This window comes from Undibacterium sp. Tian12W (assembly GCF_049339405.1).
In the GTDB taxonomy this organism is placed as follows: domain Bacteria; phylum Pseudomonadota; class Gammaproteobacteria; order Burkholderiales; family Burkholderiaceae_D; genus Undibacterium.
In genome coordinates, this window is record NZ_JBMPPK010000001.1 from 362,248 (window position 1) to 378,943 (window position 16,696).

Sequence of the window (16,696 nt, forward strand, 5' to 3'; positions counted from 1 at the left end):
CAGATGAATCTTTCCCGCCCCTTCATAGAACGTCCGGTTGGCACTGCACTCATTACCCTGGGTGTGGCGCTGGCGGGTATCATCGCGTACTTTTTGCTGCCTATCGCGCCCTTGCCGCAGGTTGAGTTTCCTACCATCTCGGTCAATGCCTCATTGCCGGGTGCCAGCCCGGATACCATGGCAGCCACCGTTGCCACACCGCTGGAACGTGCGCTGGGCAGCATTGCCGGTGTCAATGAAATCACTTCATCATCGTCACTGGGAAGTTCGCGCATTACCCTGCAGTTCGACATGAGCCGGGATATTGATGGCGCAGCACGGGATGTACAGGCCGGTATCAATGCGGCGCGCGCCATGCTGCCGTCAGGCATGCCCAGCAACCCGACTTACCGTAAAGTCAATCCTGCTGATGCGCCGGTGATGATTATCGCGTTGACATCCAAGACACTGACACGCGGCCAGATGTATGATGCCGCCTCTACCGTGCTGGCACAACGCCTGTCCCAGGTCGATGGCATAGGCCAGGTCAGCATAGGTGGTGGTGCATTGCCTGCGGTGCGCATAGAGGTGGATCCCAACAAGCTGGCAGCGAATGGTATTTCTCTGGAAAATGTACGCGCTACGGTGGTGGCCAGCAATGCCAACCGCCCCAAGGGTTCAGTCGAAGACCAGCAGCATTACTGGCAGCTCAGTGCCAATGATCAGTCTTATAAAGCAGAGCAATATGCACCGCTGATCATCAGCTATGCCAATGGTGCCGCACTGCGCCTGCGTGACGTCGCTGAAGTGGTCGATAGCGTACAGGACGTGCGCAATTACGGCATGGCGAATGGTACACCCGCGATTTTGCTGATACTGAACAAGGCACCCGGTGCCAACATCATCAAGACTGTCGATACCATACGCGGCCTGTTGCCACAATTGCGCGCTTCCATCGCACCAGCTATTGATGTGAATGTGGTCATGGACAGGACGCCAACCATACGCGCATCCATCACTGAAGTGCAGCGTACACTGGCGATTGCCTTTGGCCTGGTTATCGTGGTGGTGTTCGCGTTCTTGCGTAATTTTCGCGCGGCCCTGTTACCCGCAGTGGCAGTGCCGGTTTCACTGGCTGGCACTTTCGGCGTCATGTATTTGCTCGGTTACAGTATAGATAATCTCTCGCTCATGGCGATGACAGTGGCTACCGGTTTTGTGGTGGATGATGCGATCGTCGTGCTGGAAAATATTTCGCGGCATATAGAACGTGGCAAGACGCCGATGGAGGCAGCATTGCAGGGTGCGCGCGAAATTGGCTTTACAGTCGTCTCCATCAGCCTGTCATTGATTGCGGCCTTCATCCCCATCCTGGCGATGGGTGGCATAGTCGGGCGCTTGTTCCGTGAGTTTGCGGTGGTGTTGTCAGTGTCTATCCTGGTGTCCATGCTGGTATCGCTGACCACCACGCCCATGATGGCAGCGGCATTGTTGCGGCCTGTGGAAAAAGCCAAGGCACCGGGTAGATTCTCACGCGCACTTTCCCGCTTCCAGCGCGGCCTGATGCGTGGTTACCGCCGTAGCCTGCGCTGGACCTTGCGGCATCAGCCATTGACGCTGCTGGTACTGGCAGGCGTGATTGCGCTGAATGTGTCGCTGTACATCACGATCTCCAAAGGCTTTTTTCCGCAACAGGATACTGGCTTGATGATGGGGGGCGTACAGGCGGACCAGGCCAGCTCTTTCACCTCCATGCAGGAAAAACTGAATGCTTTCAGCAAGATAGTGCTGGCCGACCCTGCAGTCGCCAATGCCACCGGCTTTACCGGTGGCGGCCAGCGCAATAGCGCGAACATGTTTATATCACTTAAGCCCAGGACTGAGCGTGAAGAGAGTGTAGATCAGGTCATCAACCGCCTGCGTGGCAAGCTCGCCCATTTGCCGGGGGCCAATCTGTTTTTGTCGCCGGTACAGGATATCCGTATCGGTGGCCGGCAAAGTAACGCTGCATGGCAATATGCCTTGCAGGCAGATGACCTGACCGACCTGCGCACCTGGGAACCACGCATACGCAAGGCCTTGTCGCAATTGCCTGAACTGGCTGACCTGAATAGCGACCAGCAGGACAAGGGCATACAGACTTCGCTGGTGATAGACCGTGATGCCGTGGCCAGACTGGGTTTGACCGTCAGCGCCATCGACAGCACACTCAATGATGCCTTTGGGCAGCGCCAGATCGGTGTCATCTATAACCCGCTGAATCAATATCGCGTAGTAATGGAACTGGCACCTGCCTATCTGCAAAGCCCCGAGAGTTTGAAGAGCCTGTATGTCACTACCTCCAAGGGTGTGCGCATACCCCTGGCCAGCGTGGCAAAGGTGGAGACCACCAATACGCCTCTGGCTGTGAATCACCAGAGTGGCTCGCCAGCCAGCACCATCAGCTTCAACCTGGCACCGGATGTCGCCTTGTCACAGGCGGTTGATGCGATTAATGACACCATTGCCAAACTCGGTGTGCCGATATCCGTGCATGGTAGTTTCCAAGGAACGGCGCAGGCTTTCCAGTCCTCCCTGAGCAGCCAGCCGCTGCTGGTGCTGGCCGCCATTATCACCATCTACCTGGTGCTGGGCATGCTGTATGAAAGCCTCATCCATCCACTGACCATACTCTCAACTCTTCCCTCGGCAGGCATCGGTGCCTTGCTGGCACTGATGTTGTTCAAGACTGATTTTTCCATCATCGCCCTGATCGGTGTGGTACTGCTGATAGGCATCGTCAAGAAAAATGCCATCATGATGATCGATTTTGCGATTTCTGCGCAACATGAAGCCAACAGTCGCGGCAGCAGCGTAACTGCCGGTGCGGCAATTTACCGCGCCAGCCTGCTGCGCCTGCGCCCTATCCTGATGACTACCCTGGCAGCAATCTTTGGTGCCGTGCCACTGGCACTGGGCACAGGTGATGGTGCTGAATTACGCCAGCCGCTGGGCATAGCCATCGTCGGCGGCCTGTTGTTGAGCCAGTTGCTGACCCTGTACACCACGCCTGTCGTGTTTGTCTGCATGGACAGATTACGTCGCAAGAAAAAACCAGTCAAAGCAGTCGAGAGCGCAGGCGCTTTGGATATTGCATGAGAGCGATTATGAAAAAAAATATTGACTTACGTCCTGCATCTTTTACAAGTTTCTCTTTGCCACGCCTGTCCTTTACTCGTCTGAGTGCATTGACTCTGGTCTTGCTGCTATCTGCCTGCGCACAGACCAAAGCACCGCCATCGGCCACTGTCCCACTGACCGCAGAATTCAAGGAAGCCAGTTACTGGAAATCAGCGCAGGCGACACGCGCCGGTTCTGAAGCTGCAGTGCCAGAATCGTGGTGGGAAATGTTCAATGACCCTGTCCTCAATGATCTGCAACAAAAGCTATTGCTGGGCAATGAAAACCTGAAATCAGCCGCCGCCCAGATCGCCAATGCCAAGGCGGTGCTGAAAGCCAGCCAGTCTGCATTGTGGCCTACCGTGTCACTGAATGCGGGCGGCACGCGCAGCGGCAATCCTGGTTCAGGCCAGAATGGCCGCACTACCAGCAATAGTTATTCGCTCGCTGTCGATACATCGTGGGAAATTGATTTATGGGGCAGGTTGTCCAAAGCCACTGATGTAGCCAACGCCAACCTGCAAGCCAGCCGTGATGACTATGACGCGGCGCGCCTGTCCGCCCATGCAACGCTGGCACAAACCTATTTCGCCATGCGCGTTGCCGAGGCCCAGCAAGCCATATTGCAAAGAACTACCGCCTCAAATCAGCGCAGCCTGGAATTGACCGAAGCCAGGTATCAGTCCGGCGTCGCTGGGCAAAGCGACGTCTTGCAAGCCAAAATACAAGTAACAACCGGTCAGGTGCAATTGAAAGATGCCCTAGCACAAAGAGCCCAACTCGAACATGCGATTGCCGTGCTGCTGGGCGTAACACCAGCAGCACTGAATATCAACAATACCGCCACCTTGCCAGCAGCGCCAGCCGTGCCAGTGCTGATACCGGCAACCTTGCTGGAGCGCAGGCCCGATGTCGCAGCGGCTGAACGCAAGCTGGTGGCTGCCTATGCCCAGATAGGCATCAAGGATGCAGCTTTCTTCCCTGACATCAGCTTGTCGGCCAACGCGGGTTACCGCAGTTCTTCCCTGAGTAAATTAATCGATGCGCCTAACCTGGTCTGGTCGCTGGGCCCTTCGCTATTGCTGTCTATTTTTGATGGTGGAGCACGCCAGTTGGCCAGTGACCAGGCACGTGCAGCGGCAGATATCGCCGCCTCCACTTATCGCCAGACAGTACTGACCTCATTGCAGGAAGTGGAAGACAATCTGGTCGTGCTGGAACAGCTGGATGCAGAACTGCAATTACAGACAGAAGCCTTACAGGCAGCCCAGCGCAACCTTGAAATCACGCAGGAACAATACAAGGCAGGCACAGTCAGTTACCTGAATGTAGTCACATCGCAGAATGCTGCCTTGTCCAGTGAATCCAATTTGCTGTCAATACGCAACCGCCAGCTTGCGGCTACTAATATCTTGTTGAAAAATATCGGTGGTCGCTGGCAAAAATAATACGTCAGGCTCTTAAATTGGTTTTAAGAAAATCAAGAGTGCGCTGCCATGCCAGTGTTGCTGCGGCCTGGTCATAACGAGGCGTCGTATCATTATTAAAGCCATGTTGGGCACCGGCATAAACAAAAGCCTGGTATTTGACGCCAGCCTTGTTCAGTGCGGCCTCATACTTTGGCCATCCGGCGTTGACACGTTCATCGACTCCGGCGTAATGGATGAGTAGAGGGGCTTTGATTTTAGCGGCATCCTCCTCTGTTGGTTGTCCGCCATAGAAAGGGACAGCAGCAGCAAGATCGGAAATTCTGGTCGCGAGGAAATTGGAAATACTACCGCCATAGCAAAAACCAACGACACCAACCTTGCTATTCCCTTCTGGCAGTTTTTTCAAGATCGCTGCTGCTTCCAGGAAGTCAGCGCGGGTCTTGGTCTGATCAAGTTTGGGGAAGAGTTCGCGGGCTTTTTCTTCATCACCGGGGTAACCACCCAATGGTGCCAAAGCATCTGGCGCAAAGGCGATAAAGCCTTCCAGTGCAAGACGGCGAGCGATGTCTTCTATGTGCGGGTTCAAGCCGCGGTTTTCATGCACGACCAGCACTGTAGGCAATTTGCCTTTCGCATCTGCTGGCGTGACCAGATAACCGCGCAAAGTGCCATAACCCTGTGGCGATGGATATTCAACATAGCGCGCCTGTATGCGCGCATCCGTCTTGGGCACTTGTTGTGCTTGGGCAAAATTAGGACTTAACTGCTGCAACAATACTTCTGCCGTTACCGCACCGACGGCAAACTTACTGGCCGACTGCAAAAACCCACGCCTGTCGATTTGTCCATGAACATACTGGTCAAACAGTTGTAATACTTCTGGCTTGAAATCATCTGAGCTTTGATGGGGCATCTTATTCTCCTGAGTGATATTAATTTTGTCGGGTTTATTTGCAAGGCAGCAACTGACTTGGCAGACACAAGCTGGCGTGACTATGCTGACATTCGATAAAGCCCTTGCATCATATTACCCATTTCACAACGACACACTGGCATCTTTTTCATTGCAGGATACCGTATCGCCACCTCAAGCTGCCTGACAGCAATATGCAGGATGAATTCAGGCAAGACCAATCACACAAGACCAATATCAACCTGTAAGCCGCTGATTAATACCTGTAAGCGAAATAATACCTGTAACCGAAAACCTGAGAGCAGCATCGAGAACATCACTCCGTCTTGTCCACACTCAAATACTCGCCAATTCATATGTTTGAAAGCATATCGGTAGTCTTCAATCTTCTGGTGAAATTTCAGAAAAAGTTGCGAGTTTAGTAAAATCCATTAAAATACTTACAATTTCTTTCTTCTAATCATTATTTTGGATATCCTCCATGCTTTCCCTACGCGCTCTTATCTTTGCATCACTCACGCTCGCAGCACAGGCCAGCAGTGCCCAGGAGTGGGTATTTGCAGTCAATGAAGGTGTCACCTACCAAGATGGCAGCCCTATCGCTGAACGCTACAAACCCCTGGTAGATTTACTGGAAAAAGAACTCAAGCATCCCGTCAAGGTACAGGCGGTAGACAGATACAGTAACTTCGAAGCAGGGCTTGATGCCGAGCGCTATGACCTGGTCTTTATCCATCCTGCTCACATAGGCTTGCGTGCAGTCAAGAGTGGCAAATATGTGGGGCTGGCCAGTGCCAAGGACTATACCGACTACCGTGCCCGCGTATTCGTCAAAAAGGATTCTGCGGTAAAAACCATAGCTGACCTGCGCGACAAAAAAATTGGGGTTCCATCGCTGGAATCCATTACGACTGTCATGTTCACCGCCAACCTGACTGAACTGGGCTTTCGTGACCCGGCCTCACGTTTTAGCGCTACGCGTTTCCAGGATGCTGTGCCCTTCATGGTGGAGAATGGCTTTGTTGAAGCTGGCGTAACAGCCTCTGGTACAGTCATCAAAGACTGGGTTGCCAAAGGTGGCCGTGTGGTAGGTGAAACAAAGCCTGTCCCTATCAAGCAATTTCTGGTATCCCGCAAGCTCAGTACCGAACAGCGTGACAAGGTACAGAATCTCTTGCTCAAACTTAGTGAAACTGAAGCTGGCAAAACTGCACTTAAAGGTATCAACATGAAGGGCTTTGTACCCTGGGATAATGCAGTCATGACAGAAGCGACCAAGCGGCTGAGTCTGTAAAATCTGCAGGTAAAAAAAGGGGCACAGATAAAATCTGTGCCCCTTTTGCATGTCGCGGATATGAACTGCTTTACAGACCCAGCTTGGCCGCCAGACCTATGCGCTGTAATTTTCCTGTCGCACCTTTGGGTATTTCTTCCAGAAATAAAATCTTGCGCGGTATCTTGAAATCCGCCAGGCGCACAGCTGCGAATTCGCGCAATTCTTTTTCTGTGGCGCTTGTGCCTTCACGCAGCACCACGGCAGCACCAACTTCTTCACCCAGTTTTTCATGGGGGATGCCAAAGGTGACGACCTGTTGTACCGCAGGATGATCCATGAGGATTTCATCCACTTCACGCGGAGAAATTTTCTCACCGCCGCGGCTAATGATTTCTTTAAGGCGGCCAGTGATGCTGAGATAGCCATCCACATCCATGATGCCCTGATCACCAGTACGGAACCAGCCATTGGTATAGGCTTCTGCATTGGCTTTGGGATTATTTTCATAGCCTGCCGTCACATTCGGGCCACGGATAACGATTTCACCTGTCAGGCCACGTTCCAGCAAATTACCTTCTGTATCCATGATGGCGACTTCGGGGCCGGCGGCAATGCCGACTGAACCGGGTATGCGCCTGGCAGGTGGCAACGGGTTACTGGCCATCTGATGCGCTGCCTCTGTCATGCCATAGGCTTCAATCAAGGGCGTCTTGAAAGCAGCTTCAAGCTCGCTGATGACTTGTGGTGGCATCGACGATGATGATGAACGTATGAAGCGCAAGGGATTGGCCGCAATCACCTCATGATTTTGTGCTGCCCGCGCAACGATGGTCTGGTGCATGGTCGGTACGGCGGTGTACCAGGTGGGCTTGGCCTCTGTCATCCAGCCAAAGAATTTCAGGGCATTAAAACCTGGTGTGCAAAAGATACTGCTGCCAGCGGACAAGGGTGCCAGCAAACCCGCGATCAGGCCGTGGATATGGAACAGTGGCATGATATTGAGACCACGGTCAGCCGCAGTTAATTGCAGGTTGTCGCGCACATTACCGCCAGAGGCGCAGATGTTGATGTTCGACAGTGGCACGATCTTGGGACGCGAGGTGGTGCCTGATGTATGCAATATCAGGCCTATATCTTCAGGCGCAGCTGGGCCAGGGGTAAAAGATGCACCGGTGACAGCTGGCGGATTGACTTGCGTCAGCGTAAATGCACCTATGCCCTCGTCACTGGGTGTCAGTTCCAGTACTTGTATCTTGAGTTTGTCGGCGATGGCCAGTGCAGGTGAAGTACTGCCCTTCTCCACCACCAGCGCTTTGGCGTGCAGGTCAGACAGATAAAATTCAAATTCATCCGCACGATAGACAGGATTCAGCGGAGCGGCAGTAGCAGCCGCCGCGATGCTGACAAAGGCACTGGCCATTTCAGGGCCATTTGGCAGGACAATGGCAACCCTGTCCTGGCGGCCTATGCCAAAGCTGTTCAGGGCAGCCAGGGTCTTTTGCTGGTTGGCGCGCAGGCCATGGTAAGTCAGGGGTTTGGCACCTGGTGCCTGCAATGCGATGGCATCGTCAGCGCCGACGGCAAGCAATTCGACGAGTGTAGAAAATCTTTGCATGATTGCTTTCTATGATAAAAAGTAAATCCTGTGATGCAGTACAGTTCAGTCGCTTACTTCTTCTGTTTACTGCGTAATTACTACTGCTCAATTACTACTGAATACGCAGTTTGCCATTTTGTTCTTGCACCGTACGTGCCAGCAGTGCAGTCAATGCATACACTGCTTCTATATTCGGCGTAGGCGTATCAGTGATCCTGCCCATTTCTATGACAGTACCCACCAACGCCTCAAGTTCTATGGGGCGGCCAGCTTCAATATCCTGCAACATGGAAGTCTTGTGTTTGCCGACAGCAGCAGCACCGGCGATACGCTTGTCTATGCTGACTTTGAAATTCACGCCCAGCTTTTCGCCTATCGCCTGGCCTTCCCGCATCATGCGGGCGACCAGTTCACGTACAGGTGCAAATTCGCAGATATCTACCAGTGTCGCATGCGTCAATGCACTGATAGGGTTGAAGCTCAGGTTACCCCAGAGCTTGAGCCAGATTTCTGAACGGATGTCAGACGAGATCGGCGTCTTGAAACCCGCCTGGCGCAAAGCATCCGCCAACTCGCGTATGCGTGGCGTATCGCTGCCATCAATCTCACCGAGTGAAAAACGGTTACCTTCTATGTGCTTGATGACACCCGGCGCAATGATTTCACAAGCGGGGTAAATGATGCAGCCTATGACTTTGTTGATGTCTATGTGAGCAGTAACCACACCACCAGGATCAACCGCTTCTACCCTGCGCCCTTCATAGTCACCGCCATGTTTTTGGAAATACCACCAGGGCACACCATTCTGCGCTGTCACGACGATGGATTCTGGCCCCAGCAAGGCAGGTATGTCGGCAGCCACTGCCGCAACCTGATGCGCCTTCATGCCAAGGATGACGACATCCTGTACCGGCAAATCAGCAATACGGTCAGAAGCGAAGATGTTTGCCACATGTTCGCTGCCATCATCCATGATCAGTTTCATGCCGTTTTCACGCACGGCCTGCAAGTTGGCACCGCGTATCACGACGCTGACTTCATGCCCGGCCTGCGCAAGTTTTACTGCCAGGTAGCCGCCAATTGCACCTGCACCCACTACCGCTATCTTCATATATTTTTATCCTCAAGACTGTCAAAACTGTTCCGCAAACTGCCTATGCCATCTATCACAATTTCTACCACCTGGCCGCTACGCATGGGGCCTGCGCCTGTCGAAGTACCGCAGGCAATGACATCGCCCGCAAACAATGTCATCTCGCGTGAAATCATGCTGACGATCTGTGCCGGATTAAAGATCATATCGCGGCAGGAATAATTTTGCCGCTCCTTGCCGTTTAACAATGTCTTGACCGTCAAAGTTTGTGCGTCCAGCCCGGTAGCGATCACAGGCCCGAACACGCCAAAGCTGTCGCAGCTCTTTGCCCTGCACCATTGAGCGAAGCTGGCATCACGTTGCAATAATTCTAACGCTGTCACATCGTTGACACAGGTGTAGCCGAAAATGCTGGCAGCAGCCTCGTCTTCGCTGACATTGCTACAGGTCTTGCCGATGACGATGCCCAGCTCGCCTTCGTACAGGATTTTGCCTTCATATGCGGGTGGACGTTTGATGATGCCATCGTGCGGCAGGTAGGAATTGGAAGTCTTGATGAAGTATAAAGGTTCAGCAGGAATGGCCTGGCCCAGCTTGCCTGCCAGCTCGTGGTAATTATTCCACAGGCCTATCATTTTTGAAGCCTGACTGGGCGTGAGCAGGCGCACTTCACTCAGTGCCAGTGTCTGTCCTGTGGGTATGGGGTTCGTGAATAAATCTCCTTCGCAAACAGTGATGATGCCAGCTTCAAGGCTACCAAAGCCAGACTGATTTTCATGTTCAAAGCGTAACCAATGTGTCATATCGATAAAGATAGTTTGAATATCTAAGGATGTTGCAGCAGATTTAACTTCTTAACAAATAAGCATATGCTAAAGGTATTTTTGTTAAATAGCTTTAAATGCCTTATGATAGTCTAGTCGAATCGGCTAGCAAATTCGACAAAATTTTTTGCATATGATTCTGTACCTCCAGTATGACCCAGCATTGCTTCTATTCACCTCTCAGATTTTGATTAAAGGACAGGCGCATGACTCCGGAAATATCCCTCAAGCCAGAACTTCCTCTGGTAGCAACCGCCTCGCAGTACCGCTGGCTGCAATTATTGCTAGGCATCATATGCATGGCGATGATCGCCAATCTGCAATACGGCTGGACCTTGTTTGTCGATCCCCTTGATCAAAAATACCATTGGGGCCGCAAAGCCATACAGGTTGCCTTCTTCATCTTTGTTCTGACCGAAACCTGGCTGGTGCCGGTAGAAGGCTATCTGGTTGATAAATTCGGTCCCCGCCCTGTCGTGATGGTCGGTGGTTTGCTGATAGGCGTGGCCTGGATCATGAACTCCTATGCGGATTCCCTGACGATACTGTATCTCGCTGCAGCAATCGGCGGTATTGGCGCAGGTGCGGTATATGGCACCTGCGTGGGCAATGCGCTCAAATGGTTCCCTGACCGCCGCGGGCTGGCAGCAGGCCTGACCGCCGCCGGATTTGGCATGGGATCGGCGCTGACCATCATCCCAATTTCAGCCATGATCAAAAACACCGGCTATGAATCAGCCTTCCTGTATTTTGGCCTGGGCCAGGGCCTGGTGGTATTCTTGCTGTCCTTCTTGTTGAGCACACCAAAGACTGCTCCGACTACCGCAGCACCAGCAGCACGTGTCAGCCAGACCAAAGTAGATTTCACCTGGAAGCAAATGATCAAGACACCGGTGTTCTGGGTCATGTATCTGATGTTTGTCATGATGGCTGCTGGCGGCCTGGTCGCCACTGCGCAACTGGCCCCTATTGCCAAGGATTTCAAAATTGCTGAAATTCCGGTATCGCTGATAGGCTTCACCTTGCCTGCCCTGACCTTTGCTCTTTCACTGGACCGTATTTTCAACGGCATCACCCGCCCTTTCTTTGGCTGGGTATCTGACAATATCGGTCGTGAAAACACCATGTTTATCGCTTTTGCGATGGAAGCAGTAGGTATCTTCGCATTGAGCATCTTTGGTAAGGACCCTGTCCTTTTCGTCTTGCTGACTGGTCTGGTATTTTTTGGCTGGGGTGAAATCTATAGCCTCTTCCCGTCCACTTGTGGTGACACCTTTGGCAGTAAATTCGCTGCAACCAATGCCGGTCTGCTATACACCGCCAAGGGTACGGCATCCTTGCTGGTGCCACTGTCTGTGTATGTTGTAGAGGCCTATAAAGGCTGGCACGAAGTGTTTTATATAGCCGCAGGCTTAAATGCCCTGGCCGCCATCATGGCGCTGGCCGTACTCAAACCCATGCGTGCACGCATGCGTAATTTGCAGTAAGCATTAATAATTTACTGAGAGTTTGAAGAAGCCGTGGTGATAGTGGTAAAGCAGGAACCACTATCACTGCGGTTTTTTTACGTCTGTATGCGGGCAGATCTCAGGGTTACCACGCACCTCATTTTCTCTTACATCATTTTCAGATAAAGCTGGTATGTAAAGTGGGAGCAACATATTAAGATTTAATTTTAGCTCTCTTGCTTACCCCCATGAAACAGGCAATTGCATCCCGGCTTATTTGTGCCTGTGCAGGCTGGAATGTGCCTGGGCAGATCAATGCAGAATTAGTGGCACAATTCCCGTCATTGCTCCATCTGGAGGATGAGTTGAGTGCATCAAAGACTAAAGGGCCTGCGCTAACTCATTTGCAACGCTATGCACAATCCCTGGGTGGTGTTGAGATCAACTCTTCTTTTTACCGCCCGCATCAAGCTGCTACCTATGCGCGCTGGCGCGCCAGTGTTCCTGATGAATTTCGCTTTTCAGTCAAGCTACCAAAAGCCGTCACGCATATTCTGCGTTTAAAAAATTGCGATGTGGAATTGCGGAAATTTGTGATGGAAGCTGAACACCTCAAAGAGAAATTGGGATGCCTGTTAATACAACTCCCTCCCAGCCTGTCTTTTGATTACCAGGTCGCGCAAAGATTTTTTGGCTTGCTGAAGCAACTCAGTCATGCCCCGCTTGCGCTGGAACCACGTCATGCCACCTGGTTCCAGGCTGCCGCATTTGATCTGTTGTTTGAAAATGATATCTGCCTGGTGGCAGCCGATCCCGGGATTGCAGGATATCAAGTGCTGCAGGAAGATTTCCCTCTGACTTCATCCATTGCGTATTTGAGGCTGCATGGCAGCCCACATATGTACCGTTCCAGTTATGAACCAGAATATCTGGACAAGCTGTCGCTACGCGTTGCCGCATTATCGGCACATTGCAAACATATCTGGTGCGTGTTCGATAATACGGCAGAGGGGGCGGCGTTCCCAAATGCTATTACTTTGCAGCGGCAGCAAACTTAATGACAACTTAGTTGCAAGTTAGCTTAAAACCACATCACTGAGGCTATAACAAGGCATTAAGCTTGGCAATATCCAGCGGCTTGACAAAGTGCTCGTCAAAACCATGCTCAGCCGCACGGCGGCGGTCTTCGCTTTGGCCATAGCCAGTTACCGCAAACAGGCGCAATGATGGGCCGCCGGGTAATTGGCGCAGGCGTTGAGCAAGTTCATAACCATCCATGCCAGGAAGGCCGATATCAAGCAAACACACTTCTGGCTGAAATACGGGCGCGAGTTGCAAGGCAGCCGGGCCGTTCAGCACGACCTTCACCCTGTGCCCCTGCATTTCCAGTACATCCTGCAATACGCGCGCGGCATCTTCGTTATCGTCGACTATCAGGATACTCAAGCCCTTGTGATTGACGATTTCTGTCTCAACGCCCGGGCCTGATATCACCTCGGTCGCGCTTGATTCCAATTGCTCATAAGCCGGCAAACGCAGTGTGAACGTGCTGCCCATACCCAGGCCATCGCTATGCGCCTCGACACTGCCACCATGGAGTGCCATCATGCTGCGCGCAATCGCCAGCCCCAGCCCCAATCCGCCTTGCGACCGGCTCAGGGCCTGACGTTCCTGCACAAATAAATCAAAAATAGTCGGCAAGGTGCTGGCGTTGATACCTATGCCATTATCGCTGACCGTCAACAGTACCTGATTATCCTGACGCCGTGCAGCAATATGCAACTGGCCTCCCTGCTCGGTATATTTGGCCGCATTGCTGAGCAAATTGGCGATGACCTGCCTCAATCTTACCGGATCTGCCTGCACCGGCAGGCCACTGGCGGCGACCTCGACGCTGAGATGATGGAGCTTGCCTTCGATCAGGGGGCTGATGGTTTCTATGGCATTGGCCACCACCTCGCCCAGTTCTATCACTTTCTTGCGTAGTTCAATCTTGCCCTGGGTGACGCGCGAAACATCCAGCAAATCATCGACCAGTGCAACCAGATGTTGAACTTGCCGCTCTATCACGGCGCGTTCTTTTTGGGCTGCTTCTACACCACGCAAGCGCATCAATTGCAAGGCGGTGACGATGGGGGCCAGAGGGTTGCGCAATTCATGACCCAGCATGGCCAGGAACTCATCCTTGGCAAGATTGGCAGTTTCTGCCGCCCGCTTGGCGCTGGTCAGCTCAGTGACCTCGAATACCACTACCGCCACACCTTCGATACTGCCATTTTCAGCGCATAGCGGTTGATAGACAAAATCAAAATAACATTCAACTTGCTGCGGCGGGCTGCCGCGCACCAGATCGACCCGTACTGAGCGCCCCATATAGGGCACGCCAGTGGAATAGACTTCATCCAGCAAGCCGAATATTAGCTGCCCTTCCAGTTCGGGAAATGCCTGCCGTATCGACAGACCCGTCAATTTGCGGTGACCCACCAGTTCCAGATAGCGTTCATTCGCGAGTTCAAACACATGCAACGGCCCTCTCAAAATAGCGATGGCGACAGGTGCCTGGCTGAAAATAGTCTGCATGCGCCGCGTTGCGCTTTTCTCTATGGTGCGCACGCGCTGGCGCAATAACAGTGCATCTATCCTTGCCAGCAATTCACGGCCGGAAAATGGCTTGACCAGATAATCATTGGCACCAGCCTGCAAACCTTCCAGACGTGCCTCTTCGCCCGCACGGGCAGACAGCAGCAGCACCGGCAATTCACGTGTCACCGGGTCAGAACGCAAAGCTGCCAGCAAACCAAAACCATCCAGTTGGGGCATCATGACGTCAGAGACAATCAGGTCAGGCATCTGTTGCTTTATTGCGGCCAGTGCTTCTACGCCGTTGGCAACAACCTCAATTTGCCAGCGCGGCTTCAACAAACGGCTCAGATAGTCGCGCATGTCAGTATTGTCATCGACAATTAATACGCGCTCGGACGATGCCGGAACTGGCAATGCCTCTGGCTCAGGCAATACTGGCTGCAAGGGCACGCCTATCCAGCCGGCAGCCTCAGCTACATAAGCCCTGGTAGTTGCATGGTTGGCGCTGCCCTGCCGCGACTGGCGTATCTGTGAGGCATCAAGATGAGAGCTGCCCATAGGCAGGCTGATATGGAAGCGGCTGCCGCGACCAGGCTCACTCTCAACCCAAATCGCACCACCCTGTAGTGCCACCAGGTCATGCACCAGTGCCAGGCCTATGCCCGAACCTTCATGCGTGCGCGAACGGGCGCTTTCTATCCGGTGAAAGCGTTCAAACAAGCGGGGCAATTGTTCAGCCGCGATGCCTATGCCAGTGTCGGCGATGGTCACGATAACTGCGCCCTGATCCGGCGCTGCACGCATGCTCACCGTGATCTGACCTTCAAAAGTGAATTTGAAAGCATTCGAGAGCAAATTGAGGATAATCTTTTCCCACATGGCGACATCGACATAGACCGGGGCTGGCAATGGGGCGCAGTCTACGGTCAGTTGCATGCCGGTACTTTCCACCGTCGAACGAAAGCTGCTGGCAAGGTCGGTCGTGAGTGCTGCCAGATCAGTAGGCTCGAAAGCGGCCTGTGCACGGCCTGCCTGCACCCGTGAAAATTCAAGCAGGGTATTCACCAGCTTTTGCAGCCTGACCGCATTACGCTGCATCAGTTCAAGTCGCTGGCGCTGGGCTGCTGGCAGGGTATCTGCCTCTTCCAGCGCCTCCTCCAGCGGTGCCAGCATTAAGGTCAGTGGCGTACGGAATTCATGGCTGACGTTGCTGAAAAACTGTGTCTTGGCCTGATCAATCTCTGCCAGCATATCCAGTCGCAAGCGTTCTTCCTCGGCAGCCCTGGCGTTCTGAAGTGCATTACCACACTGCGTGGCAACCAGATCAAAGAAACTGCGGTAATCATGATCCAGTTTGCGCACGGGGCTGATACCAAGTACCAGTACACCGACTGTCGCACCTGAAGCAAGCAGCGGCAATATCAATGCCTGACGTACTGGCTGTCCTGCAAGGCCAGTTGGTAGAGCCTGCCCTACTGGCAACTCAAGTATATGCGATCCAGCTTCGACCATGCTGGCCGAAACAGCGCGTTCAAGCATGAGCGAAAGGGAGACTTTGCCTACGGCAGCATCGTCACCTTCCTCTGAATCAGGAGCAATAATGGCAGGAACATCTTCAACAGCGATCCCGGTTGCCTGCCAGAGTTGCAGCCCCTTCGCTACTGCTTGCTGCCCTGCCGCTTGATGATTCAGGTATAACAGTGCAAACGGGATATCGTCTGGATTACCCGCCAGGACCGCGATAACGCTGTCCGCAGCAGCACGCACGGTTTTTTCCAGCAAGGACCTAGCGGCCATTTCTGACAACGTCCGCAAACGGCGCGCATTCAAGTGCTTTGCGGTGACATCAAGATTAGGGCAAAAAAGGCCAGCGACATTGCCTGATTCATCGCGGATAGGGCTGTATGAAAAAGAGAAAAAAGTTTCTTCCAGAAAATCGCCACGGTTCATGAACAAGCGCACGCTATCTGCATTGGTGGCTTCACCCAAAGCAAACACACGATTGGCCAACGGGCCGCAAATATCCCATATTTCTGACCAAATCTCGGCCGCCGGCAGACCCAATGCCTGTGGATGCTTGGCCAGGCTAAGTACATCGATATAGGCATCATTGTAGAGAAAGGCGATATCTTCCCCCCAACCTATCCACATAGGCTGGGGCGAACTCAGTATCAGGCTGACAGCCGTCTTAAGGCTCTGCGGCCAGCCAGAAATTGGGCCCAGTGATGTTTTTGACCAGTCACGCGAGGCAATCAGGCTACCTAACTGACCTGGGGCACTGAGAAATTTATGCTCTTTAAGAACGGCTGCAATTTGATCGCTGTGCATGGCGAAGACCTGCATAAATGGTAACTTGCACAGGATATCATTTTTTAAGATTTCTTCACCTGATGC

10 protein-coding genes are annotated in these 16,696 nt (G+C 52.8%); 5 read left to right on the plus strand and 5 right to left on the minus strand.

Features of this window, described 5'->3' with window-relative positions; all coding sequences use genetic code 11:
- Positions 1-3: 3 nt before the first annotated feature.
- Positions 4-3,117: a multidrug efflux RND transporter permease subunit gene (locus tag ACO0LI_RS01540; RefSeq protein ID WP_423030296.1), complete on the plus strand. Its 3,114-nt coding sequence runs from the start codon at positions 4-6 to the stop codon at positions 3,115-3,117.
- 8 nt (positions 3,118-3,125) lie between these two features.
- The gene (locus tag ACO0LI_RS01545) at positions 3,126-4,586 is read left to right on the plus strand and encodes an efflux transporter outer membrane subunit (RefSeq protein ID WP_423030298.1); all 1,461 of its coding nucleotides are present in this window, start codon (positions 3,126-3,128) and stop codon (positions 4,584-4,586) included.
- Positions 4,587-4,590: 4 nt separating this feature from the next.
- On the opposite strand, the gene ACO0LI_RS01550 is transcribed toward ACO0LI_RS01545, so the two are convergent.
- Entirely contained in the window at positions 4,591-5,481 is an 891-nt protein-coding gene (locus tag ACO0LI_RS01550; protein WP_423030300.1) for a dienelactone hydrolase family protein, read from the minus strand.
- 481 nt (positions 5,482-5,962) lie between these two features.
- Here ACO0LI_RS01550 and ACO0LI_RS01555 point away from each other — a divergent pair, with 481 nt between their 5' ends.
- Positions 5,963-6,775: a phosphate/phosphite/phosphonate ABC transporter substrate-binding protein gene (locus ACO0LI_RS01555; RefSeq protein WP_423030302.1), complete on the plus strand. Its 813-nt coding sequence runs from the start codon at positions 5,963-5,965 to the stop codon at positions 6,773-6,775.
- Positions 6,776-6,845: 70 nt separating this feature from the next.
- Here the strand turns inward: ACO0LI_RS01555 and ACO0LI_RS01560 are convergent, their stop codons facing one another.
- The 3 genes from ACO0LI_RS01560 to ACO0LI_RS01570 form a co-directional block, all read right to left on the minus strand.
- Entirely contained in the window at positions 6,846-8,372 is a 1,527-nt protein-coding gene (locus tag ACO0LI_RS01560; protein WP_423030304.1) for an acyl--CoA ligase, read from the minus strand.
- A 94-nt stretch (positions 8,373-8,466) separates the two neighbouring features.
- Complete coding sequence (locus tag ACO0LI_RS01565; protein ID WP_422949619.1) at positions 8,467-9,465, minus strand: 2-dehydropantoate 2-reductase; 999 nt, start codon at positions 9,463-9,465, stop codon at positions 8,467-8,469.
- On the minus strand, positions 9,462-10,250 hold the full coding sequence (locus ACO0LI_RS01570; RefSeq protein ID WP_422949620.1) for a fumarylacetoacetate hydrolase family protein: 789 nt from the start codon (positions 10,248-10,250) through the stop codon (positions 9,462-9,464). The genes ACO0LI_RS01565 and ACO0LI_RS01570 overlap by 4 nt, the downstream gene beginning before the upstream one ends.
- A gap of 227 nt (positions 10,251-10,477) precedes the next feature.
- Between ACO0LI_RS01570 and oxlT the strand changes: the two genes are divergently transcribed.
- A complete protein-coding gene (oxlT, locus tag ACO0LI_RS01575) occupies positions 10,478-11,758 on the plus strand; it encodes an oxalate/formate MFS antiporter (RefSeq protein WP_422949621.1) in 1,281 nt (426 codons plus the stop codon).
- A gap of 209 nt (positions 11,759-11,967) precedes the next feature.
- Complete coding sequence (locus ACO0LI_RS01580) at positions 11,968-12,777, plus strand: DUF72 domain-containing protein (protein ID WP_423030306.1); 810 nt, start codon at positions 11,968-11,970, stop codon at positions 12,775-12,777.
- Between the two features lie 43 nt (positions 12,778-12,820).
- Here ACO0LI_RS01580 and ACO0LI_RS01585 read toward each other — a convergent pair whose 3' ends face one another.
- Positions 12,821-16,630: an ATP-binding protein gene (locus ACO0LI_RS01585; RefSeq protein ID WP_423030308.1), complete on the minus strand. Its 3,810-nt coding sequence runs from the start codon at positions 16,628-16,630 to the stop codon at positions 12,821-12,823.
- Positions 16,631-16,696: the final 66 nt, after the last annotated feature.